The sequence below is a fragment of the Candidatus Njordibacter sp. Uisw_058 genome, from assembly GCF_047730065.1.
Classification (GTDB): domain Bacteria; phylum Pseudomonadota; class Gammaproteobacteria; order Pseudomonadales; family Balneatricaceae; genus Njordibacter.
Map to the genome: position 1 here is coordinate 2,710,590 of NZ_CP159829.1, position 23,212 is coordinate 2,733,801.

The 23,212-nt window shown below is 43.8% G+C and carries 19 protein-coding genes; 4 read left to right on the plus strand and 15 right to left on the minus strand.

Going from position 1 to position 23,212, the window contains the following annotated elements:
* Positions 1–94: 94 nt before the first annotated feature.
* The 11 genes from ABXT59_RS12755 to ABXT59_RS12805 form a co-directional block, all read right to left on the minus strand.
* Complete coding sequence (locus tag ABXT59_RS12755; RefSeq protein ID WP_443636540.1) at positions 95–466, minus strand: hypothetical protein; 372 nt, start codon at positions 464–466, stop codon at positions 95–97.
* A complete protein-coding gene (locus tag ABXT59_RS12760; RefSeq protein WP_443636541.1) occupies positions 463–1,467 on the minus strand; it encodes a sulfite exporter TauE/SafE family protein in 1,005 nt (334 codons plus the stop codon). Before ABXT59_RS12760 ends, ABXT59_RS12755 begins: the two co-directional genes overlap by 4 nt.
* 250 nt (positions 1,468–1,717) lie before the next feature.
* The gene (gene nrtS / locus ABXT59_RS12765) at positions 1,718–2,341 is read right to left on the minus strand and encodes a nitrate/nitrite transporter NrtS (protein WP_443636542.1); all 624 of its coding nucleotides are present in this window, start codon (positions 2,339–2,341) and stop codon (positions 1,718–1,720) included.
* A 664-nt stretch (positions 2,342–3,005) separates the two neighbouring features.
* Positions 3,006–4,568: an exonuclease domain-containing protein gene (locus ABXT59_RS12770; RefSeq protein WP_443636543.1), complete on the minus strand. Its 1,563-nt coding sequence runs from the start codon at positions 4,566–4,568 to the stop codon at positions 3,006–3,008.
* A 225-nt stretch (positions 4,569–4,793) separates the two neighbouring features.
* Positions 4,794–5,939, minus strand: a complete 1,146-nt coding sequence (locus ABXT59_RS12775; protein WP_443636544.1) for an alpha-hydroxy acid oxidase — start codon at positions 5,937–5,939, stop codon at positions 4,794–4,796.
* 57 nt (positions 5,940–5,996) lie between these two features.
* On the minus strand, positions 5,997–6,551 hold the full coding sequence (gene comE / locus ABXT59_RS12780) for a sulfopyruvate decarboxylase subunit beta (RefSeq protein ID WP_443636545.1): 555 nt from the start codon (positions 6,549–6,551) through the stop codon (positions 5,997–5,999).
* Between the two features lies 1 nt (position 6,552).
* On the minus strand, positions 6,553–7,050 hold the full coding sequence (gene comD, locus ABXT59_RS12785; RefSeq protein ID WP_443636546.1) for a sulfopyruvate decarboxylase subunit alpha: 498 nt from the start codon (positions 7,048–7,050) through the stop codon (positions 6,553–6,555).
* Between the two features lie 232 nt (positions 7,051–7,282).
* A complete protein-coding gene (locus ABXT59_RS12790) occupies positions 7,283–10,186 on the minus strand; it encodes an FAD-binding and (Fe-S)-binding domain-containing protein (RefSeq protein ID WP_443636547.1) in 2,904 nt (967 codons plus the stop codon).
* A gap of 93 nt (positions 10,187–10,279) precedes the next feature.
* On the minus strand, positions 10,280–10,765 hold the full coding sequence (locus ABXT59_RS12795; protein WP_443636548.1) for a tripartite tricarboxylate transporter TctB family protein: 486 nt from the start codon (positions 10,763–10,765) through the stop codon (positions 10,280–10,282).
* Positions 10,758–12,263, minus strand: a complete 1,506-nt coding sequence (locus tag ABXT59_RS12800) for a tripartite tricarboxylate transporter permease (RefSeq protein WP_443636549.1) — start codon at positions 12,261–12,263, stop codon at positions 10,758–10,760. The genes ABXT59_RS12795 and ABXT59_RS12800 overlap by 8 nt, the downstream gene beginning before the upstream one ends.
* A 43-nt stretch (positions 12,264–12,306) precedes the next feature.
* Positions 12,307–13,260, minus strand: a complete 954-nt coding sequence (locus ABXT59_RS12805; protein WP_443636550.1) for a tripartite tricarboxylate transporter substrate binding protein — start codon at positions 13,258–13,260, stop codon at positions 12,307–12,309.
* A 282-nt stretch (positions 13,261–13,542) separates the two neighbouring features.
* Between ABXT59_RS12805 and ABXT59_RS12810 the strand changes: the two genes are divergently transcribed.
* The gene (locus ABXT59_RS12810) at positions 13,543–14,424 is read left to right on the plus strand and encodes a LysR family transcriptional regulator (protein WP_443636551.1); all 882 of its coding nucleotides are present in this window, start codon (positions 13,543–13,545) and stop codon (positions 14,422–14,424) included.
* Between the two features lie 29 nt (positions 14,425–14,453).
* Here ABXT59_RS12810 and ABXT59_RS12815 read toward each other — a convergent pair whose 3' ends face one another.
* The 4 genes from ABXT59_RS12815 to pdxR all read right to left on the minus strand — a co-directional run bounded on the left by ABXT59_RS12815 (position 14,454) and on the right by pdxR (position 20,017).
* Positions 14,454–15,377 (minus strand): homocysteine S-methyltransferase family protein, encoded by a 924-nt coding sequence (locus ABXT59_RS12815; RefSeq protein WP_443636552.1) that lies wholly within the window; start codon positions 15,375–15,377, stop codon positions 14,454–14,456.
* Between the two features lie 247 nt (positions 15,378–15,624).
* Positions 15,625–17,136, minus strand: coding sequence for an aldehyde dehydrogenase (locus tag ABXT59_RS12820; RefSeq protein ID WP_443636553.1), 1,512 nt, complete (start codon positions 17,134–17,136; stop codon positions 15,625–15,627).
* A gap of 29 nt (positions 17,137–17,165) precedes the next feature.
* Positions 17,166–18,320, minus strand: a complete 1,155-nt coding sequence (locus ABXT59_RS12825) for an epoxide hydrolase family protein (RefSeq protein WP_443636555.1) — start codon at positions 18,318–18,320, stop codon at positions 17,166–17,168.
* Positions 18,321–18,544: 224 nt separating this feature from the next.
* A complete protein-coding gene (pdxR, locus tag ABXT59_RS12830; RefSeq protein WP_443636557.1) occupies positions 18,545–20,017 on the minus strand; it encodes a MocR-like pyridoxine biosynthesis transcription factor PdxR in 1,473 nt (490 codons plus the stop codon).
* Positions 20,018–20,230: 213 nt separating this feature from the next.
* Here pdxR and ABXT59_RS12835 point away from each other — a divergent pair, with 213 nt between their 5' ends.
* The 3 genes from ABXT59_RS12835 to ABXT59_RS12845 all read left to right on the plus strand — a co-directional run bounded on the left by ABXT59_RS12835 (position 20,231) and on the right by ABXT59_RS12845 (position 23,165).
* Complete coding sequence (locus tag ABXT59_RS12835; protein ID WP_443636558.1) at positions 20,231–21,271, plus strand: TRAP transporter substrate-binding protein; 1,041 nt, start codon at positions 20,231–20,233, stop codon at positions 21,269–21,271.
* A 94-nt stretch (positions 21,272–21,365) separates the two neighbouring features.
* A complete protein-coding gene (locus ABXT59_RS12840) occupies positions 21,366–22,646 on the plus strand; it encodes a TRAP transporter large permease (RefSeq protein WP_443636560.1) in 1,281 nt (426 codons plus the stop codon).
* Positions 22,647–22,655: 9 nt separating this feature from the next.
* The gene (locus tag ABXT59_RS12845; RefSeq protein ID WP_443636561.1) at positions 22,656–23,165 is read left to right on the plus strand and encodes a TRAP transporter small permease; all 510 of its coding nucleotides are present in this window, start codon (positions 22,656–22,658) and stop codon (positions 23,163–23,165) included.
* Positions 23,166–23,212 lie beyond the last annotated feature (47 nt).

A 23,212-nucleotide genomic window follows, 5' to 3' on the forward strand; every position in this document is an offset into this window, starting at 1 on the left:
TGGTACCCAAACGATACAGTTCTTCATGTCACAAATAAGTAAAATAGGCTCTGGCAAAACGAACGCTAATAGCCATAACCGATGCCACAGACGGTTACAGGCCCACATAGCAGACCACAAAAGCACCAATGATTAGCACAACATTAACACAACCACAAAGGGCGATAAGGCGGAAGCCTGAGCGCCAAAGCCTCGGCACACCGATGAGAATAGCGGGCACAATGGCAAAGATGGCAACCCCCAAACCCAGTTGAATAAGCATGTCCCCTGAATCAATACGATGACTCAGTGTCAGTGCGTTACCTTGCATCAGCACACTCAGTTGTTCGTTAACCGGCATCACCGTCCAGCCAAAACCCAAGGCCAGCAAACTACCCAACAACACCATTACACATCCAGCGATGGTCAACCAATAAATAGTCACCCCATAGATAATGCCACTTTGCCGCAGTGATTCTTGACTCATGATATCATCCCACCTATGAAATCCAGATCTTGTAGACCTCGATATATTAATTTGAACGAAGTTAAGCAAAGTAGGAAAATCATTAGCCGTCTAACCACCACGACCTTAACTTGTGCCAGCACGTGGGCACCAATAATACCCCCAATGACTTGCCCTAACATCCAAGGAGCCACTAAAATCGGCACCATCGCACCATATAGCATGTAGGGCCATATGGCAGCCGCGTTGCCCAAAGCGAGCAACACACCGCTAGATGCAACCGCCGCTTTAAGTGGTACCGCCATCACTAGGTTAAGTACTGGCACCATAGCCCAGCCGCCACCTAAACCAAAAAAACCACCGATAAAACCAACCCCAACAAACAAAATAATAGCTAAGCCTAAGCGTTTGACACTGTATTTAACTTCAGTGTTTACAGACATTTCATAGTAGCTCATATCCAGGGAAAACAAACGCGCCAGACCACTCAGTTTAGAGGCCTTGGGATAATCATTACGACCACCTCCTGTGATAAATAATACCGCCACCCCAAGCAATAATATGCCCAGCAACATGCGCACCACAGCATCACTGCTTGGCCCCATGGTTGATGCAAATTGAAACGCCATCAGGGCGCCTAATAAACCACCGACTATGGTTGGCAGGGCACAAATATAGACGAGACGTATGTCCACTAAACCTTGTTTAAGTAGTGGCGCTCCAGAAATTAAACCACTGAACATAGCCACAACTAAACCTGTCGCTCTAACCACTAAAGAATCAAAGGAAGTAAAGCCTAATACAATAGGGGTAAAAATGACTCCCCCGCCGATACCTGCAATGACGGCTATGATAGCGATGGCGACAGATAAAACAAAAGAAGCAAGTGTGACGCTGAGGATAGAGCCAAGGGAAAAGAATTCACTCGCCTCAATAGGCTCAACAATAGCAATGGCAAAATAACAGGCTGCAGAAAGTAATATTAATAATGTGAGTTCAGGTACGTTTCGAAACAAACTCATTAGGTCTTATCCATAAGTGATTTATTTTTTCAAAATTATATCTTAGCCCAGCTTATTCATCCAATAGAGGGCCCCTAATGGTGCATGCGAACTCACTATGAAAGCCACTCACCAACACATAAAAACCGGTGTGTGTGAGTTGAATTTAAAGCATGTGTTAGTCATCTTTTTTAGCCACAACAACTATATTTGAAGGCAGAATAGAGTCAAATTATGAAAAGTCCAAGTCACAGGCTTGGGCAGGTGATCTCTACCTATGAGTAATGTCTACAAACTGACCCTGCACTCCATTGAGAAAGCCAAAACTATCATTAACTGTTTTGGTCGATAACAAAGAAAATGCCCGCTTCTGGCCATTTATTAGAATATCTATTTTGGGTATAAATACTTTTCCTTGCTGATTTAACTGAGTTTTAAATGCTGTAATTTGTTGAGAAGGAACGCCTAGTTCTTGCAACACTTTTATAAAGTCAGTTTGTTCTAGATTATGTAAGGCTGGAAAAAATTTTGTGAAGTTCTGGTTAACTTTGATTAAGTTTAAATTTTCATCGGCATAATAAGCTGCAGTGATTGCATTTTCAAAGTTAAAAAAGCTCAACTCTAAAATTTTGTCACTGTCCAAGAAGTCCTGCACATGGGCTATCACTTTTTGGAGTTTGCCAGTAATGGCGCCCCATGTTGTCACACAAAAGGGCACAGTGTATGTGAGCACCACTTTTAGTGGGTGAGGGTAGTCGCCGTGTATAATGGCGTCACCATGGTTTATAGTGGTAAGGATGGTACCTACAACACAAGCTGTCAAGAAAGCTTTTAGTGGTGTTCCACCACCAAAAGCTAGACTACGAAAACTCTGTTTGGTCTGATAGTTAGTCATATGCTTTTTCGACCTAGTCGGTTAAGTTATATTTGCTCTTGGTTGCTCCCCATCGTAACCAAAAGCTATACCAATAACCATATTTTGCTAGTAGTCTGGCCCAAGATGCGTATAGCACAGAGGGTCTTGTTCGCTGTGCCCAAAAGATTATTGGTTGTTTGATAAGGTCAAATAGTAAGACTTTTAATGCTTGAAGTCATCAGCAAATACTAGCACAACCTGATCGGCAGCCCACTCATGGTCGTGTCCATGGCGGCCTTCTCTGTGGAAGATTCATACTTAAAAATGGCTGCTCAAACTCTGCCTATTGGACAAATTCTCATGCTCTTTGGGGTTGGGGTTGGGGTTGGGGGCGCTATTTTTTTACTGGTATTGCCAAGCTTAATAACCAATCTTTATTTCCTAAAGAGGTGTTATCTAAGCCCATGCGTATGCACGTACTATTTGAGATTACAGGGCCCCTATTTTACATGCTCGCCATTACATTGACGCCTTTATCATCTGCAACTGTAATCCTGCAAGCTACCCTCGTAGTCGTTGTAGCCGGGGCAGCTTTGGTGCTTGATTCTGGGTTCATTGTCATTGCAGGATTGTTTATCCTTTGGCAAAGCAAGCAAATGAAAGCCTCAACCCAGGCGTCTATAGGCTCCCACATATTTAGAAGCTAAGGTAAAAGTTTAGGCTTGATTAATGGCCAAATTTTTAGATGATGCATATTCATTTTTTTCTGATTAACTAAAAAACGAACCAAAATGAAGTAGATATCTAGGTCAAAGCGATGCTCAACATCATCCTCAGAACCAATAACCTCACCCTCGGCAACCTGTGCCTCAGCAATGAGTGGCCCATGAGTTTGATCAGATAATTGATAACCAAAATCGTAAACATCTTCAAGAATGGAGAGTTTAGCCAGATAGCGCCATCGATCCACAAGGTGAAAAGCCACTTGATCAGGCACCTGTGGATCACGTTCTTCCAACAGAATAGGCCCTACATAAGGCCACAATTTTATCTGATAATTTTTCAATGCGGCGCCCATGCGTTGATTATAACTCTGCGCCGATTCGGCCCCATGACAGGCCCCAAAACATTTTTTTAACTGACTACGAAAACACCCTTGCGAGGAATTACTGTGGCCTTCAAGTCCAAGTAACTGGTGACACAGGAAATATTGATCGGCGAGCTTTTCCATTTGTTTGGAGGCTTGGCGTGGTGAGCGAAAGAGTCCAAATTGTTGCTCTACTTCTGTGTCTGCCGTTTCGATACTCTCGATCTTGAGTCTCAAATAGCCATTGGTGTCCTGTGTACTTCGATACTGAAAAAGCTTACGCACCTTGCGTAAACGTCTATTGTAAAGTGGCGCCAAGGCTTTGATTTGATTACTCTCGCGGATTTGTGCGCCAAAGTCGCTCGGTGTAGTTTCAAAATCAACGTGAGCGATCTTGGTACTCATCTGTAAGTCTTTTGGATTTTTATGATCAGAACTAAAGTGACTCATCACTCGGTTACGAATATGTACACTCTTGCCCACGTATAGGAGCGCACCTTTTTCATCATAAAAGTAATATACCCCAGCACTCGCAGGTAACTTTTCTACTTCTTTTGGATCCAATAAAGTGGGTAGACTTGGGCGTTTAAGTAAAACTTTACAGGTCGCCGCAATTTCATCATCCGCAAAAAGCGCCGAAGACTTTTGAAAAAATTGATAAACCATCTCAGCATCATCAAGAGCCCTGTGCCGATTTTCAATTGATAAACCAAAGCGTTCAATAATTTGAGATAAGCCATGTCGCTTAAATTGAGGATAAAGATTGCGACTAAACTTTACCGAGCACAAAGGTTTGTTGTTATAACTCATGCCCGCGCGCTCAAATTCATTCTTTAAAAAGCTATAGTCAAAACGTGCGTTGTGGGCGACCAAGGTACGGCCTTTAAGTTTACTCAGTAATTCTTCGGCAATTTGAGAAAACTCAGGGGCACCATTGAGCATGCCTGGGCTAATGCCAGTAAGCCGCTGTATAAATGGTGGTAAAGGTACTTTGGGGTCGATAAATGTTTGCCACTTCTCAATCAGTGCACCATTTTCAATGACCAACAGGCCAATTTCAATAATGCGATGATAGGTCGCTTTGCCACCCGTAGTTTCACAGTCAAGCAAGACCATGTTCTCAGGAAAGCCTGAAGAAAGAAGGATAGGGGTGGGTTGGTCAAGCCAATTTAACTGCATAGGAAAATCACACCCACACGTCGATATTTGTCTTAAGGTAAACGCTCTAACTTAACACGATGATTAATTGAGGAACATATTATTGCTCACGACTTTGCAACTAGCCACGTTTTTTTAGCTTATTTTTGATATTAGAATAACCCTCTACCCATTTGTACTAAGCCAATTTTTCAAAGCTGCAGGGTCAATTTATTGAGGCTAATTAATTACTCTTTAAGTAGAAGGTTAATTAATAAATTTGACCAACTCATGGGGCGACGAGCAGCCCAATTGATTCATGACTTGCTCAAGTTCAAGAGAAAATATATCGATGCACTGGTCTGCGCCTTCTTTACCAAAAGCCCCAACACCATACATGTAAGGTCGACCTGAGAACACTAATTTGGCACCTAAGGCCAAATATCGTGCAATATCAACACCAGACTCAACTCCACTATCGACAAACACTTCAAGTTTATCACCCACAGAATCAACAATTTCCTGCATCATTTCAACTGGTGTATAAGCCAGATCAAGCTGTCGTCCCCCATGATTGGAAACGATGATGGCGTCGGCGTTGATGGATGCCACTAATTTGGCGTCTTCGACACTCAGCACGCCCTTAACAATTAAGTTGCCAGACCATTGTTGGCGTAATTCCTTGAGCATCGCTAAGTCTACGGGCTCTTTTAACGTACTACGGATGTAATTGGCTACATCCTCCAGGTTAGTTAACTTATTCATGTAGGGCTGCATGTTGGCAAACTGTGGCATACCATTTAGAGCAGTGGCCATAGCCCAGGACGGCCTTAATAGAGTTTGATAGATACTATTGAGGGTGATTTTAGGTGGCACTGATAAGCCATTCTTAATGTCATTTGGGCGTCTTCCCGCAACGGGCACATCAATGGTGACCACCAGATTATTGCACCCAACCTGACGTGCCCTTTGCATCAAGTCGAGTCTGATTTCTTGGTCTTTAGGTGGGTAAAGTTGAAACCAAAGATTGCTTCCCGCACACGCTGCCGCCTGTTCGATAGAAGTACTTGCTAAGGTACTTAATACATAAGGAATATTGGCTTTTTTCGCTGCAGTTGCGTGATACTCTGCAGCTTTAGGCCAAATCAACCCACTGAGGCCCAGCGGCGCTATGCCAAATGGTGCATCATATTGCACCCCTAAAGCAGTCGTTGTAAGGCTCGCTGTGTTAGAGCGAGACAAATATGCGGGATGTAAAGCCACCTCATCTAAGCAACGCCTATTGCGTGCAACAGCCTGATCACTGTTGCATCCTCCAACCAAATACTGGTATGCGAATTTGGGGATACGCTTTTGGGTACGCCTCTTGAGGTCGGCAATACTAGGCGCCTTGCTATTTAATTTACTCACCATATAAACAAACAGCCAAGCCAATTAATGGCAAGACTAATAGCGCCTTGCTAGGTGTTTTCATGCTTCAATTGACTGCATAAAACGATGACGAATAACTACAGGATCCAAAGTGATGACGGGTACAGGAATATTGCCTGACGCACACTTACAGACAATAATAGTCATTTGTTTGCTGGCAATCGCTGCTTCCATAACACTGACAGCCTCTTCGGCCTGACATTCCACTACGTTGTCACAACCACACGCACTTGCCACTGCAGCAAGGGAGGTTTTTTTACCCGCGTAGGTAGGCTGGTCACCAGTAGAGCCATAGCTTCCATTGTCTATGATCAGCAAAATAAAATTGTCACACACGTTATTGGCAATGGTAGGCAGTGTCCCTAAATTAGTTAGTACAGAACCGTCACCATCAATGGCTACCACAGTTTTGTCCTGTGCCAAGGCTAAACCGAGGCCAATAGATGATGACAAACCCATGGTTCCTAGCATGTAGAAATTGCTCGGTTGATCGCCAAATAAGTGCATTTCTTGACTGGGTAAACCAATGTTGCAAACAACCAATTCGCCAGACAGTACTGGGACTAAATTCTTAATGATCTCAGAACGTATCATGTTACTCTCCTTTCCAAAATGTAGCGTCAGTCAAAATTGCAACAGGCTTGTTCGCCATAAAGGTATATTTCAAAATCTCATCGATCTCATGCACATCCTCAGGCTTGTGAAAATGGTAGGTTGGAATGCCCAACTGATCTAATAATGCCTTAGTGTGAACTGCCATTTCAACCTGACAAGCAACGGGCTCACCTAATTCACCCCGGAAGCTAATGAGCATCGGCAGAGGCAGACGATAGAATTGAGTTAAAGTTACTAGGGTGTTAATGGTGACCCCAATGGCGGTGTTTTGCATAATGATGGCAGATCTTTTACCGCCCATAAATGCTCCAGCACAAATGCCCATGCCTTCATCTTCTTTATTGGCTGGCACGTGAATCATACTCTCACGGGTTTCCAGTTCAGCGATGACCCCACTAAGTTGTTTGCAAGGCACCGTAGTAATCAGTTCGATACTGTTATTTTCAAATGCATCTATAATTATTTTATCCAATGACATGTTCAACTCCAAAGTTATCCTCAAGTGAGGATTTTCTAGTATAATAAAATTTAATACAATTCATATTTATTTTACTAAAAGTATAATTAAATTATACCTTATGGCCACGCTGATATGGCATCTAAATATAATAGACACATCAGTTGGGGCGTTTGTTGGGTCCTCATTTAATGGGTTACAACGAACAATCAATCCTATGAGGCTAACTGGTTTTGGGCCTTAATGAGCATTACTACAAACATTTTTCAATGATTTCCACAGGGTGCAATACCAAACGATCACTCTGTCCATCCATCATCTGCTCAAAACAGCTAAATCCATTAGCCACCACCACAGAGTCATTGGCAGCATTATCGATGGCGGGTTTTAAGCGGCGCTCAAACAAACGCTGCCCAATAGCTCTAGTCTGTTTTTTTAAGCCATAGGTACCTGCCATGCCACAACAGCCACTCTCGGGTTCTTGCAAATCTTTAAAACACCGTAGCATCCAATCTCGTTCGTGGGATGAAATGCTGAGGGATTTATCATGGCAATGAAGGTGCAGAATCCCACTACTTAACTGTTTTGCTAAAGTAATGGATGCATCACTTAAAAACCGGGTCAGGGTTTTAGCCCTTTCACTTAGGTCAAGGGCCCGAGTGTCGTACGGAAAGGCACTTAGTAACTCATCTTTAAAGACAGATAAACAGGAAGGTTCAAGCACAATCACCGAACAATCAGATGGTAATTTAGAGTGGAAGCCATCAAGTATAAAAGTTAGTTGCTTTAATGCCTGAGCTAAAAAGCCATATTCATACAAAGGCCGCCCACAACAGAAATGCTGCTTTGCCACTGCCACTTGATGACCACTTTTTAGTAAGACATTAACTGCACTTTGTAACAATGTAGGACGGTAATGATTATTCACACTGTCAGCCCATAACACAACTGTGGGTTGGTCCTGTTCGCCAAACCAAAGAAACTGTTGGTCTTGTCTATTGGCATTTTTTCTGGCCCAACCACTGAAGGACTGAGGGGCAAGTTTGGGTAGACCCTTTGCATCACTTAGGCCTAAAAACTTTTGTGCTAACTGACCTGTAATACCAGTTTGTAATTTATTGACCACACTGGAAAAGCGTGAAATTTTGGGTAATAAATTGCCGATATACGCTAGGGGGTAGTGACTTAATGGGCGACGTTTATGAGCATAATGAGCCGCCATAAATTCCGCCTTATAGGTGGCAATATCAACCTGTGTTGGGCATTCCGTCTTACAGGCCTTACAAGACAGACAATGCTCAAAAGAATCTGCAATGTCCTTGTTATCCCAGCCATCCTTAATCACTTCACCACGCACCATCTCATGAAGCAAATGGGCCCTACCTCGGGTGGAGTATTTTTCTTCCTGGGTGGCTTGATAACTGGGGCACATTGCACCACTTTGCGCACGACACTTGCCCATGCCAATACACCGTTCTGTGGCACGAGAAAAACCACCCACATCATCTTTGAAGTGCAATATTGTTGTCGTTTCAGGCAACTTATAGTCAGCACCATAGCGAAGATTTTCATCCATCTTGTATGCATCAATGAGTTTGCCCGGATTCATACGCTGTTCTGGGTCCCAGATCTGCTTAAAGCGGCGGAACGCATGCATCAATTCAGGCCCAAACATAATTGGCAAAAATTCACCTTTGGCCTGACCGTCGCCATGCTCTCCAGACAGGGAGCCACCAAACTGCACAACGAGTTCAGCAATTTCAACGCTAAAATTACGCCATTTGCTAATGCCTTCTGCTGAACGCGTATCAAAGGTAATGCGCGCATGGATACAGCCATCCCCAAAATGACCGTACAAACTGCTGGTATAGCCGTAACGATGGATTAATGCACTAAATTCACGCAGGTAATCACCCAATTGTAGCGGATCTACAGCAGTGTCTTCCCAGCCAACAACAGGATCTGGATCATCGGCATTAAGACTCATCGCTGTGGCAGACGCGCCTTGTTCTCGGATGCTCCAAACGGCAGCAGTGTTAGCAGCATCAGCAACAGATAATACTGATTTTACTTTTTTTGATAAGCCCATGGCAGTTTCAAACTCGTGGCATAATTGAGTTAGGTTATCAGCACTGTTGGCACTGAGTTCAACCATCAACCATGCTTGGCCTTCAGGCAATAAAGCAATTTCTGCCTGTTTAAGGTTGCGTTCTGTTAAACCACCGATGATACCCCAGTCCAATCCCTCCATCGCAATTGGGGCAAAAGGCAAGATTTCAGGCACGCTATCACCCGCAGTGTATATATCCTCAAAACCAAGGACGATTAAACGTGTGTAGAGTGGATTTTCAATGAGCTTGACGCGTGCTTGCAATACAGTAACGCAAGTGCCCTCTGAGCCAACCAGTGCACGAGCCACATTGAAGTCATTTTCAGGCAGTAATTGGTCTAAGTTATAACCTGAAACCCGACGCTTAATATTGGGGTAACGTTGTCGAATGAGCTGCTGATATTCATCGCGGATGGAGACCAGTTCACGATAGATTACAGCACGGCGGTCAGTGCCTGCTACAATCTTTTCAAGCTCTTGAACTGAAGTTGGCCCAACCCAAAAACGAGCCCCATCTGAGGTTAGTATTTCAAGCTGTAAAACATTTTCGACCGTTTTACCTGCCAGCATAGAATGGGGCCCACAAGAGTTATTGCCAATCATGCCCCCAAGGGTGCAACGACTTTGGGTACCAGGGTCAGGACCAAAAGTCAGCCCATACACCTCAGCTTGTTGTTTAAGTGCATCACAAATCACTCCAGGATCAACCAGAGCCGTTTGATTTTCAACATCAATGTCTGAGACCCGAGTTAAATAGCGGGAGCAGTCCACCACCACAGCCTCATTAACACCTTGACCATTTTGAGAGGTGCCGCCACCCCGCAGTAATACAGGCAAACTAAAGGTCTTACACAGGGTGACCGTATTCACCAGATCATCCACAGTTTGGGGATACACCACACCCAAAGGGATTTGCCGATAGTTGGAAGCGTCTGCGGTGTATAGGGCAACCCCTGCCGCAGAAAAGTCACACTCGCCTTGCAGTATGTGTGTGAGCTGGGCATGAAAATCTTTTAAATGGGCGTGGTAAATAGGTACGTTGGGCATATTATGGCTGCAATTTGAGGTATAAACATGGGGTCGCCAACAATCGCTTCTTCAGCAACCCATAAAATAGTGCCAGGCTAAAGCAGCACTTGATCAGGGCAGTGGCACATGTAAGACAAATTTAAACAGGGTGTAAAAACACACAATAATTGATAGCCCAGACAAAAAATAAACCATGGCTTTTTTCTGGGTCCATTGATCGTGCATTGACGCAATCAAACCTAGCACAAAGGTTACTATGCAGGCGATCAGCAGTCCAGTGTAGGGCATTAATGCACAAGCTAGAAGCATACTACTCACTAGTAATAACCTGCGCCACCAAACACTCACTTCAATGCCAGACACCATCGTTGGCTGGATGATCTGTTTACCTATGGCTAAGGCAGAAAAAAGCATCAACGCAATCGCTGAAGTCTGGGGAAACACCTTAGAGTCAATGTCGGTATAACTTGCCGAGTCATACAAGGTAACCACACCGATTAAAATGAGGATAGTTGCCACCACGATAGAGCCACGCGTGCTACTTTGATCTGTTTGACTGTTGGCTTCTGGACGCGTGTCTGGGTCTACATCAAGCATTTTCAGTACCCACCTTTGTTTGATTTTTTCTATTTAAATACCAGGGTAAAATCAAGGAAATCAGGGTGAAGGCAATTATGGCCTGAGACAGGGGCCTACCAAAAAACATGCCTGGTAAATTATTCACTGCGGCGCCAATGGTCCACGCTTGTACAAAACCTTGTTCCGCAATAGGGCCCAAAATCAAACCTAGAACGATGGGTGATGCTGAAAAACCATATTTGGAAATTAGCCAGCCAAAGACACCCAAGCAGAGCATGATGACAACATCAGAGATGCTATTTCTAATGGCGTAAGTCCCTATGATCGTCATAAAACCTACGGTTGGTACCAGCACCGCTTTAGGGATAGTTACAATTGATTTATAGGCATAACGTCCAATAATTAAACCAATAGGAAGCATGAGTACGGTAGCTATTAGTAGGCCATAAATGAAGGTATAGACTATAGACCCATTTGACTGAAATAACTCTGGGCCTGTTCTGACACCCTGCACCATGAGAGCGCCCAAAATGACTGCATCAGGAGGAGTGCCTGGGATGCCCAATACTAAGGTGGGGATAAATCCGCCACCCACTGTGGCATTGTTAGCAGATTCAGTGGCAATAATTCCGTCTGGCTCACCTTCACCAAACCTTTGATGGGGTTTAGCTGTGCGCTTTGCTTCTGTGTAGGCCACTAAGCCTGCCACTGAGCCACCCGCACCGGGCAAGATTCCCACCAGCGTACCTATAATTGAGGACCGAATTAAATTGAACTTTGAACCAAAGGTGATACGTGCTGCACTGAGAATCGGCATTTTAGCCACATCACCTGTGATTTTTAGATGTTTTTCTCCGGTCGAACACATATCTATTAATACTGGAATACAGTAGAGACCAATCATGGCACCCACCACTTCAAAGCCTGAAATCATGGTTTGACTACCAAACGTGAGGCGGATATCAGCAGAAATTTCTGCAACGCCCACGGTCGACATGATCATACCTAACGCACCGCCTGCAAGGCCCATCATCAGGTTGCCTTGGGACAAAGAAGCGATGAGAGATAAACCAAAAATTGATAACCAAAAATATTCTACTGGTCCAAATGCTAAAGCCACAGAGGCCAAAGGTGGGGCCAGTAAAAGCAGTGCAAAAGCACCCACTAAGCCACCAAAAACAGATGAAAAGCAGGCAATAGCAACCGCTAAGTCTCCCTTACCGCGCTTAGCTAATGGGTAACCATCAAAGGTGGTCGCAATGGCTGAAGGCGTGCCTGGGGTATTAAGCAAAATCGCTGCATAAGCTCCACCGTAGATAGCCCCTGTATAAATAGCGCCTAACAAAATCAACGCTGTTTCTGGAGCCATACTGAAAGAGATAGGGACTAGGACTGCCACAGCCATGGTGGCAGTCAGTCCTGGTATAGAACCAATGAGGGTTCCGGCAACTACTCCAAACATAGCCACTGCTAGATTCAACGGTGTCAATGCAGCTAAAAAATTGCCGAAATCCATAATCTATACCTATGGGTTACTAATTAACCAATTAACTCATTAATTACTTAATCAGGCCTGCTGCACGAGCGTCAAGAAGGTATTCTGCCGTGCGTTCTTTCATAAATGCATCCATCTGACTGGCACCAATATCAAGTAGTGCAAAGCCACCATTAAGCATCGTCTGACGGAATTCAGGGTCGGCATTAATTTCACCAATTCGGTTAGACCATTCAGTGACTGTTGCAGCACTGGCCGAACTAGGTAATGCTATACCTCGGTATGCACCGCCTACCATATCATAGCCTAACTCTTTAAATGTAGGCACCTCAGGAAATAATGGATGACGTGTTTCCATCGCTACAGCCAACATGCGTACTGCTTTTCCTTGCTTAGCTCCAACTGTAGTGTAACCCCATTGAGCTGTAACTTGGTCGCCTAAAAGAGCTACAGTAGAAGCGCCTGTGCCTTTAAAGGAAACATAGGTGGTTTTAATTCCCGCCATCTTATCAAATTTAATCTGTGCCAAATTATTAGCTGAGGCTTTACCGGAACCTGACATGACCACAGCACCTGGGTTTGCCTTTGCATCATCAATGAGATCTTGCAAAGTTTGGAATGGACTGTCAGCTTTAACTACAATAGCATCGGGGGTGTAATGGAACATGTAAAAGGTATGAATATCTTTCGTGGTAAAGCCTACGTCTTTTTGGGCAGGTTTAATAACAATATGAGGTAAGTTAATTCCCATGATGGTTTGTCCATCTCCGTTGAGACCATTAAGAGAGGCCCACCCAGCAGCACCGCCACCACCTGGCTTATAGGAAATGACTAGATCGTCACCAAACTTTTCTTTGTAAAAAGATTGCTGCATGCGCGCAGAGACGTCAGATTCTCCACCAGGTCCAAACGGGATGATGTAATTTACTGAATCTGCGTAAACGCTGCTAGCAGATATAGAGACAGCTGCTGCTATCGTGAGCATTGCTGTGTGTTGCAGAATTTTTTTGATAATCATTATTTTTATTGTCCTATTAAGGTTAGTTAAAACAGCTTGAATTTAAACTTTTAGACTCACAACTGAATCGTTCACATCTATAGATGCTGATGACAAGAGGGCTTTAGCAGCGATAGAACAAAACTAGTTAGCTTGCCCATATAGTTACTCGACGATTGTCACTTGATGCATAATCAGGTATAAAAAAACTTAAAACAAGATGTTTTTAATTTACCATAGGTAAAGATTTTATTTACTAGACGCGACTAAAAACAAGTCGCCCAAAAAAATATTGGTGTCATTATGTCTATTAAACAATTAAGGTCGCTGTTAGCGATCGAAGAAAATGGCAGCTTTTCTGCTGCGGCTGATCAGTTGTGCATTACTAAAGCCGCCGTTGGGCAGCAGATGAAGCTATTAGAGGAATCTCTGCAAACACCATTATTTGATCGTAATGGTTACATGCCCGCGCTTAACTCTGAAGGTATTGCCTTTGTCAAAGAAGCCCAGAAAGTCCTGCTAAGCTATGACACATTATTTAACAGCATGGATGAGGAAGATGATTTTTTTGGCACGATTAGTCTAGGTGCAGTGCCCTCTGCAATATTAGCTTTGGTGCCTTTGTCAGTTAAAAGCATGATGAAAGAAGTCACTAACACCAAAATCCGTATTATTCCTGGCACCTCGACTGACCTCTATGACCATGTACTTAATGGTTCCATAGACATGGTGATATTGAGCAAACCCCAAAGAATAGAGCCAGGCCTTCAGTGGGACCTCTTGTCAGAAGAACCATTGGTGTTGTTAACATCCAGCGATTTTAAAGGCAGAGATCCTATACAAATTTTAAAAACCCAGCCCTACATCAGATTGGCACAACGCACTTCTGTAGGTTTGTTAGCAGATAATTGGCTGATAAAAAATAAAATAACCGTTAAAGAAACCATGATCATGGAAACCATGGAAACCTTAGGTTGTATGGTCGCCCATGGTCTCGGTGTTTCGGTAGCACCCAACCTCACCAAACCAGACCCTATTTTTTCTAATCTAAGAAAAATTCCACTTGTAAAAGGCACTGAGGCTCGCGTGCTCGGCATGCTCACAAGAAAAGACAACCCCAAAACCAAAGTTATTATGAAATTCAAGCAGCACATCAATAACACGATCAAAGCCAAACCTATTTAATCAGTGCAGGTGGCCTATTTCCATCCCTACTAGACTGAGTAACCCGCCTCAGTAAGACGCCTTGCCAGTGCTTTAATATGAGCAGGGCCCACTTCACAGCAGCCACCAATGAGAGCGGCTCCTTGATTAGCCCACTGCAAAGCAAATTCAGCATAGGCCGCAGGGCCAAGATCTGATCGTGATTCCATGGATTTAACTGTACCGCCGGGTTGTAAACTGTCTATGGATGTAAAACCATTGCCATAGGCGCCTGTAAGGCCTTGGTCAGATTTCATTTTTGACCATGAAGCCAAGATAGCTTCTGGTTTACTGCAATTAAGCAATTTTGCATCGGCACCAAACTCATCTAACATCGTCACGGCATCTGCTAGTAATTCACCACTGCGCAACACACCTTTATCATTATCCTCAATGGTTAAAGAAACCCATACTGGTAGGCCACTCTTTTTCGCCGCGACTAAAGCCGCTTTTGCCTCGGCAATCGAGGACATGGTCTCACACAAGAACACATCCACATGGGGCGCTTGAATGGCCACTATCTTGCTATAGCTCGTAAGCATTGACTCATATTCTGGCGCTACTTCAGCCTTATAACTGGCCACTAACGGCGGCAAGCAACCCGCTATTTTTACGCCTGAAATCGCCACACGATCACGCGCACTAGTGGCCGCATTGATAGCAGCTAATTGCAGCTTTTGGAAATCGTTGATATTACCATCACGAGCTAATCGTTCTGGCGTCATGGTATAACTATTTAACGAAATCACACGTGCACCTGCACGAATAAAATCAGCGTGAAGGTCGCGCACGATTTCGGGTTCGTCGATCATCACCTGAGTTGACCAAAGGGGCGTGATTTCTTGGCTACTGCGTTTGAGTAACTCTTGGCCCATGCCTCCATCTAATAAGGTAATGACTGGTAAAAGGGGGGTCTCTGACTTGGTGGCACTCATGTAAAAAACTACCTTATGTTGACTGGTTTTTGAATGTCTGAAACGGAACTTATTCTACATTTCAGGAAGAGCCCTTGCATACCCCTGCTTTGCTGAAATGTAAAAATAAAAAGCCCGAACAGTATCAGGCTTGTTAGTTGAATTACACAACTAGGGTGGAGACGAAGTATTTTTTGGGACTTCTCTAATTTGGGCAACTATCGACCACATTGAAGCTTTTTGCCACAGTTGACTGTGGCAAATCTAACTACACACTGTCTTCACTAAGATCAATCCAAATTGTTTTGGTTTCTGTGTATTGATCATGGGCTGAAAAGCCATTATCTCGACCACCAAAGCCAGATAACTTGTAACCACCAAATGGCGTGGTAATGTCGCCTTCCCCATAACAATTAACCGACACTGTGCCCGCCTGAAGTGCGCGTGCAAAACGATGAGCATTGGTCACATTGGAGGTGAACAATGAGGTCTGCAGCCCGTAACTGGTATCATTAGCTAAGGCGATTGCGGCTGCATCAGAATCCACCGACATAATACCCAGCACTGGGCCAAATATTTCGTCTGTAGCGATGGTCATCTCGGGGGTCACATTATCAAATATAGTGGGTTCTATAAATAGGCCGTTGCCGCTTTGAATGGCTTTACCCCCATAAATTAAATCAGCGCCCTCTTTAGCTGCAATATCAATGTAGTTTAAAATCTTGGAGTATTGTTCTGGTGAAATAATAGCACTGAGTTGATTGCTAGGATCGAGTGGGTCACCTGTTTTCCAGTGATCAAATTCTTTTAAAACCTTCTCAACAAGCGGTTTTTTCAAATCTTTGTGGACAATTAAACGGGCATTAGCAGTGCAATTTTGACCCATATTCCATAACGCGGAAAAGGCCACATGTTTGGCGATATTATCAAGGTTTTTTGCATCAGAAAGCACCACTGCTGGATTTTTTCCACCACATTCAAGAATGATTTTTTTCAAATTACTTTTTGCAGAAAACTCGACAAACAAGCGACCTACTTCCGTGGATCCAGTAAACGAAATGGCACCAATGCCATGATGGCGACCCATCGGTTCGCCTACGTCAGGCCCTAAACCAGGCAGCACATTCAGCACCCCTGCAGGAACCCCAGCTTCCAGGGCAAGTTCAGCCACACGCAAGGTAGTTAATGAGGTTTGTTCAGCAGGTTTAACGATTACGCTATTACCTGTTGCCAATGCGGGGCCAATTTTCCAAGCCAACATCATTAAGGGAAAGTTCCAGGGCAAAACTGCACCAACAACCCCCATTGGTTCGCGCACAATGAGTCCGATACCACTTTCATTAGCGGGTGAGATTTGATCATAAATTTTATCAGCGGCTTCAGCATGCCATTTGAGAGTACTGACTGTCTCAGGCAAGTCTGTCATCTGGCATTCACTAATTGGCTTACCACTTTCAAGGCTTTCTAAAACAGCTAACTCATGCTGATTTTTTTCAATCAAATTAGCTAGCTCAATGATAATTTCTTTGCGCTCGTTAGGATGTAAGCGTGACCACTTTCCACTATCAAAGGCTTGTTGAGCAACAATAACGGCAGCATCTACATCTTCCGCACCACAGGCTGCGACGATGGCTAACACATCCCCAGTAGCTGGGTTAATCGTCTCCATTGTATTACCTGACAACGGCTTAGAAAAGTTGCCATTTACAAATGGATCAACAGAGAAGGTGAGATTTTTAGCGATAACACTATATTCGTTATAAGTAAGTAAGGTAGACATCGAATGATTCCTTTGTCATAAAATTTAATTTATTGAGAGCGTAATTTTCTGGCGAAAGTGCGAATATCTTCGACCAATAATTCGGGTTCTTCAAGCGCGCCAAAATGACCTCCTCGAGGCATTTCAGTCCAGTGCTGAACATTGCACATGCGTTTGACATAACTTTGGGGTGGCCATGCTGACATTTCTTTTGGAAATAAAGCACATCCTGTTGGCACTGTAATGGAGCCCCCATTATTAGATAAAATTCGACCCCCTTCTTCACGGCGACCATAATAAATCCAAGACGCCGTATTAAAAGTTCGGGTCACAATGTAGATCATGATGTTGGTCAGTAAGTCGTCTTTGCTATGAGCACTCTCTATATTTTCCCCATCAGTGTCTGACCATGAGTGAAACTTCTCAATAATCCAAGCAGCAATACCTACCGGACTGTCCATCATGCCATAACTGAGGGTTTGTGGCTTAGTCGCTTGTTGTGTTCGGTAACCATTTTCCATCTCTTGATCTATATCAAACTGCTGTGCCCATCGTTTTTCTTCTGGCGTTTGAGGGCCATCAGCATGCCGCAGGGTTAAAATATTAATGTGAATGGCATGACAATATTTAGAGTGATCAAAACCCAGCCATGCTGCAATGGTGCCACCCCAATCGCCTCCTTGAGCGATGTAACTGTCATAACCTAACACTTCGGTCATTAACGTATTTAATATGCCTGCAATCTTGCGGGGACCATAGGGGCGTGGAGGGGCTCCTGAAAAACCAAACCCAGGTAATGATGGCGCAATGACAGTAAAAGCATCTTCAACTTTGCCTCCAAAACGTTCTGGGTGCGCAAGGGGTTCAATCACCTTCATAAACTCAACCACGGTGCCAGGCCAGCCATGACTGATGATCAATGGCGTTGGGGATGGGCCACTACCAACCTCATGAATAAAATGAATATCTATGCCGTCTACTTGAGCCCTAAATTGAGGAAAAGTATTAATGGCAGATTCATGTTTACGCCAGTCGTACTCATTAACCCAATATTGAGCAAGTTCTTTCATATAATCTAAGTTTGAACCATAATTCCAGCCCCCATCAATAGGCATCTCATGCCAAGGATAGGCAGCCACACGTTCTCTCACAGAGTTTAAGGTTGCGTCAGGGATATCTATTTTGAAGGGTTCGCAAAAGCTCATGTTGTAATCACACCTTAGTTTTGGGTAGTTACGGTAAACTCAAGTTAATCTAAATTAGGTTATTAAATTACACTTAAGATTATGAGCCAATTAACTCAAAAAATATGTTAACCGTCTAGAGACAGGTTTAAGGTTTTCAAAGGACAGAGTTTCACCCCTTGTATTCAGTTTATTCGTCAAAGTGATTTAATTTGTAGGTGGCAGCGGTCTAGATGAAGTGATGATTAACGCAGCAATTGTTTAACTTCTTCAGCAATAATAATAATTCCTTCTTCAAGTTTTTGCATAGTAACAAAGGCAAAACCAAGTCTGAAACTGCGCGTGTCATGGCTTAGATAAAAGGTTTCACCAATATCAATAAGCACGCCTTTGTCACGCAATCGATCAGCCAAATCTCTCGCATTAAATCCCTCAGGACCTCTTAGCCAGAATGAAGTGCCACCTTTATTTTGGGTTTGTTCTAGCATTGATAAATGCGTTGAAATAGCATAATTCATGACCTGCCAACGCTTTTTATAGCGCCGCTGAAGGTTTCTTAAATGGGCATCGTAGTAACCAAGGCGAAAGAACAAAGCGACCGTTTCTTGAATAATAGTGGGCGGATGCCTCATCATCACACCTCTTATCGTGCGCGCCCGTTCAATAATATCCCGATGGGCCACCATAAAGCCTAGCCTTATGCCAGGTGACACAGTTTTGGATAAACTACCCACATAGATCACTCTGTTATTTTGATCAAACGATCTCAGGGATCTTGAGCGCGAGTCAAAATAATTCATTTCAGCTTCGTAGTCGTCTTCGATAATTAAAAAATCTTGCGCCACTGAGGCCTCAAGTAATTGCTTGCGACGTGATTCAGACATGGTCACCATGGTTGGAAACTGGTGACTTGGAGTCGTGAATACCAGCTGGCAATTCTCAGGAATAGAAGAAACATCAAGCCCTTCTTGGTCAACAGCAACACCGACAAAACTATTACCACTTAATTTAAAGGCATTCTGAGCCCCTGGATATCCTGGATCTTCAATCGCTATAATCTTATCCTTATTGGAAAACACCGTACCAATAATAAATAAGGCATTTTGCGTACCTAAGGTAATCAAAATTTCATCTTGCTCTGCATAAATACCACGGTAGGTTAAAAGACGTTGGCGCAGTTGCTGAATTAATTGTGGACTGTCACTTTCTACCGAATCATCCATCCACGCAGGCTTTTGGGTTCGACTTAATGCCAAGCGTGAGCATTCTCGCCAACTCTCAACTGGAAACAGGGTGGGGTCAATTTGATTATAAATAAAGGGAAAGGGGTAACTGGTCCAGTTTAGTGGATTGAGAACTGGTATAAGACCCGATGGTCCAAACTGAACTGGCGATGGGCCTCTATTTTTTTCTGGCTCTACCCCAAGCCCAATATCTCTATTGAGAATGCGTATTGATTGCGTTTCAGAGGCGATAAAATAGCCAGATCTATTGCGAGAAACGAGCAAACCAAGGTCTATTAGACGATTATAAGCCGCAAAAACTGTATTTCTTGATACTTCAAGTTGTTGGGCTAGTTCTCTACAAGAAGGTAGTCGCTTATCAGAGGATAGTGCCCCAGACGTGATAGAGGAACTTACCATTTCACAGATTTGATCACGCAACCCTAGTTTCGAATTTTCGGGTAAGTTAAAAGATGTTGAGGTATTTGATTGCAAGCGCAGACTCCTTTATCCAATGCGAGTATTCATCAAATTTTGTTCAAAGTCTAATAGCTACAACACGCTAATCACGCCTACAACTGTCCTTTACTTCAAAGAAAACTGTCGCTTTTCCTATGCTCTATCAAAGTATATATTGATTTAGAAGTTTAGTTTTCTGAATTTATCTAAATGAAACCTGTGTCATTAAAAAAATAAAGGAAAAATATCATGAAAAAAAATAACGCAATTAAGGCACTGGCTATATCAGCGGTGTTTATGTTTTCTGCTGAGTCTGTGTTAGCAGAAACAGTACTCAAACTCGGGACGACGGGCAGATTGGGGATGCCGATCGGGGATGCCATAGATCAAGCGCTGATACCAGCCATGCAAAAAGCGTCCGGTGGAATGATGAAAGTCGAACCATTCTATCAAAAGAGCTTATGCGCAGAACAGAAGTGCGGTGAACAGGCCAACCAGGGCCTCATAGCTCTGTGGACTAGTTCTACCGCAAACTATGGTAATTTTGGATCAGAACTAGCAATTTTCGATTTGCCTTTTATTTTCAAATCACTCGAAGATGCGAAAAGAATATCGAATGAGTGGCTGGCAGAACGGCAGTGTAAGCTGGCGCTTGAGAATGCGGGCCACATTTGCCTTTCGGTATATTCGAGTGGTGGATTTAGGCAGCTTGGAAATGCAACCAAACCAATCCACGTTCCTGATGATATGAAAGGTCTCAAGTGGCGGACCACTAAGAGCCCAGTTGAGTTCATGCTCGTTAAAAATTGGGGTGCTGTTCCCACGCCTTATGATTGGAGTCAATTATACTCAGGCCTGCAGTCGGGTGTAGTTGAGGGTCAGTATGTCGCCAGTCCTTGGCAGGAAGTAGCCAAACTTCATGAAGTTGCAAAATACTTCACTGAGATTGGTGGAATGTGGTCTGGAAATATTCTTGCAATGGATGCAAAGCAGTATAACGCCCTGTCTTCTGAAGAGAGAAAATGGTTACACGAAGCTGCAGATGCTTATGGAGAAAAAGTGAACCAGTTAGATAACGCTTGGATTAAGAATGGAGAAGATATCATTAAAGCCTCTGCGACAGAGTGGTATGTGCCATCTGAAGCGGAATTATCTAAATGGAGAGAAGGCGCAATCGGTGCTTGGTTAGATGCCAAGGGCACGTTTGAACCTGATGTCGCCAGAAGAGTACTTCAAGAGCAAGGCATGGATGGTTTTGTTGCTCAGCTTGAAAAAGCTGGCGCTCTGTAAAGCGGCCACCTGCAAAATAGTGCAAAGATCATTTAGGCTACCGGGTAGTCCTAGATGGTCTTTTTCTTGTTTAATTGTTTATAAGTGAGTCACCATGGAAAGTCTCGTTCTACTTGGCGTATTACTATTTCTAATCCTCTGTGGTGCGCCGATCGGTTTCACTTTAATCTTAATACCGTTCTTTTATATTTTGATCACCGATGCAGTACCTCTGGTTTTAATCCCCAGTCAAATGTTTAACGCCATAGATTCAGTTCCGTTGACTGCGATCGCTTTTTTCATGTTGACGGGTGAGTTAATGACCAGTGCGACGATTACCGATCGGCTCGTTTCTTTGAGCAGAGCCCTGATCGGCCGGATGCGCGGAGGTTTGGCGCAGGTTAACGTCCTTGTGAGTATGTTTTTTGCGGGTATGAATGGGTCGGTCGTAGCTGATACAGCCACAGTGGGCGCATTGGTGTTGCCTGCTATGAAAAAGGCCGGATATCCTCCCGCCTTTTCTGCAGCTGTTACGGCCGTTAGCTCCACCATTGGAGGTATCATTCCGCCCAGTATTATGATGATTGTCCTTGCGAATGCGACTGAGATTTCAGTTGCAGCGTTGTTTGCGGCTGGGATTATTCCGGGCCTGCTGATTGGTGCGGTGATTATGGTGATTAACCATTACTTCGCCGTAAAATATAATTTCGAGCGAAGCGATGAGAATTTTTCAATACGGCGAGCCGGAAAAGAATTGTATCGGTCCTCGTTCGCCCTGCTGATCCCCGTGGTCTTGGTTGGTTCAGTCATGGGAGGCATAGCATCGGTCGTTGAGGCTGGTGCTATTACAGCGATGGTCGCACTGTTTACAGGTGTATTTGTATACCGAACTATTAAATGGAAAGAATGCACTGGCGCTTTCCGTCGGGCATTTCGTAATTCGGCCATGGTTTTCATTATCATAGCAGCGTCGGGACCCTTTAGTTGGTTGCTTGCCTCTTTGGGTGCAATCGGTGATCTTGAGAGTTGGTTACTAAGTCTCACGGATTCACCCATTATCTTTATTCTGGCCCTTATGCTTTTTATTTTTCTGCTCGGAATGGTGATGGATTCCGCCGTGAATATTATCATCGTTGGCCCCGTTCTCGTTGACGTTATGGTTCAAGCTGGCTTTCCTGAGATTCAGGCCGCGGTCGTAGTCATCGTTGGCTTCTTGATAGGGTCTGTAACACCCCCAGTTGGCGTCGCCTTTTTCACTTCTGCAACTATCGCACAAGTCCGACTAGAAGAGGTGGCAGTGGCATTAGTTCCATACCTGATAGGTCTATTCTTGCTTCTATTTTTCATTCTCGTCATTCCAGAATTGACGATGTTTCTTCCACAGGTAATTAGTTAGATGAAAACTATGTGGCAATTTTTAAATAACTTTGACCGTTTTATCCATCGCGCTTTAGAGGCGTTGTGTTCACTGTTTTTGGCTTTGATGGTTGGATTCACGCTCTATACTGTTCTTATGCGATATGTGTTTGCAAACCCTCCTGTTTGGGGGGATCTGTTAACGGTACTAAGTAATATTTGGTTAATGTTTTTAGCGCTCTCTCTCACAGCCAGAGATAATGAACACATCGCTTTGAACTTAATTTATGAAAAGTTACCCCCTAGGTTCGCCCTGTATATACGCCAGTTTTGGAAGCTTATGATTATTTTGGTCGGAATAACTCTGGTCATTTATGGAATTGAGCTGGTTGAAGGCATGCGTGGTAAATATTGGGAAATGTGGCATTTTGAAATTACCGCGCAAGGTATTGAGTTCAAAGAGAACTACATGCCAAAAAAATACGCTGTCATGATCCTACCGTTAGCTGGATTTTTGACGGCATTTGGGGCTGCTATCTGTTTTGTGAAAAAGGTCTAATCTTTCTCACAAAACCTAAATCGATCGTTTGGTTTGGCGTTCGAACC

Bases quoted from the DNA above. Each gene is read 5' to 3' on its own strand.
- ABXT59_RS12755 (WP_443636540.1), bottom strand. From the start codon at position 466: ATGAGTCAAGAATCACTGCGGCAAAGTGGCATTATCTATGGGGTGACT.
- ABXT59_RS12760 (WP_443636541.1), bottom strand. From the start codon at position 1,467: ATGAGTTTGTTTCGAAACGTACCTGAACTCACATTATTAATATTACTT.
- nrtS (WP_443636542.1), bottom strand. From the start codon at position 2,341: ATGACTAACTATCAGACCAAACAGAGTTTTCGTAGTCTAGCTTTTGGT.
- ABXT59_RS12770 (WP_443636543.1), bottom strand. From the start codon at position 4,568: ATGCAGTTAAATTGGCTTGACCAACCCACCCCTATCCTTCTTTCTTCA.
- ABXT59_RS12775 (WP_443636544.1), bottom strand. From the start codon at position 5,939: ATGGTGAGTAAATTAAATAGCAAGGCGCCTAGTATTGCCGACCTCAAG.
- comE (WP_443636545.1), bottom strand. From the start codon at position 6,551: ATGATACGTTCTGAGATCATTAAGAATTTAGTCCCAGTACTGTCTGGC.
- comD (WP_443636546.1), bottom strand. From the start codon at position 7,050: ATGTCATTGGATAAAATAATTATAGATGCATTTGAAAATAACAGTATC.
- ABXT59_RS12790 (WP_443636547.1), bottom strand. From the start codon at position 10,186: ATGCCCAACGTACCTATTTACCACGCCCATTTAAAAGATTTTCATGCC.
- ABXT59_RS12795 (WP_443636548.1), bottom strand. From the start codon at position 10,765: ATGCTTGATGTAGACCCAGACACGCGTCCAGAAGCCAACAGTCAAACA.
- ABXT59_RS12800 (WP_443636549.1), bottom strand. From the start codon at position 12,263: ATGGATTTCGGCAATTTTTTAGCTGCATTGACACCGTTGAATCTAGCA.
- ABXT59_RS12805 (WP_443636550.1), bottom strand. From the start codon at position 13,260: ATGATTATCAAAAAAATTCTGCAACACACAGCAATGCTCACGATAGCA.
- ABXT59_RS12810 (WP_443636551.1), top strand. From the start codon at position 13,543: ATGTCTATTAAACAATTAAGGTCGCTGTTAGCGATCGAAGAAAATGGC.
- ABXT59_RS12815 (WP_443636552.1), bottom strand. From the start codon at position 15,377: ATGAGTGCCACCAAGTCAGAGACCCCCCTTTTACCAGTCATTACCTTA.
- ABXT59_RS12820 (WP_443636553.1), bottom strand. From the start codon at position 17,136: ATGTCTACCTTACTTACTTATAACGAATATAGTGTTATCGCTAAAAAT.
- ABXT59_RS12825 (WP_443636555.1), bottom strand. From the start codon at position 18,320: ATGAGCTTTTGCGAACCCTTCAAAATAGATATCCCTGACGCAACCTTA.
- ABXT59_RS12835 (WP_443636558.1), top strand. From the start codon at position 20,231: ATGAAAAAAAATAACGCAATTAAGGCACTGGCTATATCAGCGGTGTTT.
- ABXT59_RS12840 (WP_443636560.1), top strand. From the start codon at position 21,366: ATGGAAAGTCTCGTTCTACTTGGCGTATTACTATTTCTAATCCTCTGT.
- ABXT59_RS12845 (WP_443636561.1), top strand. From the start codon at position 22,656: ATGTGGCAATTTTTAAATAACTTTGACCGTTTTATCCATCGCGCTTTA.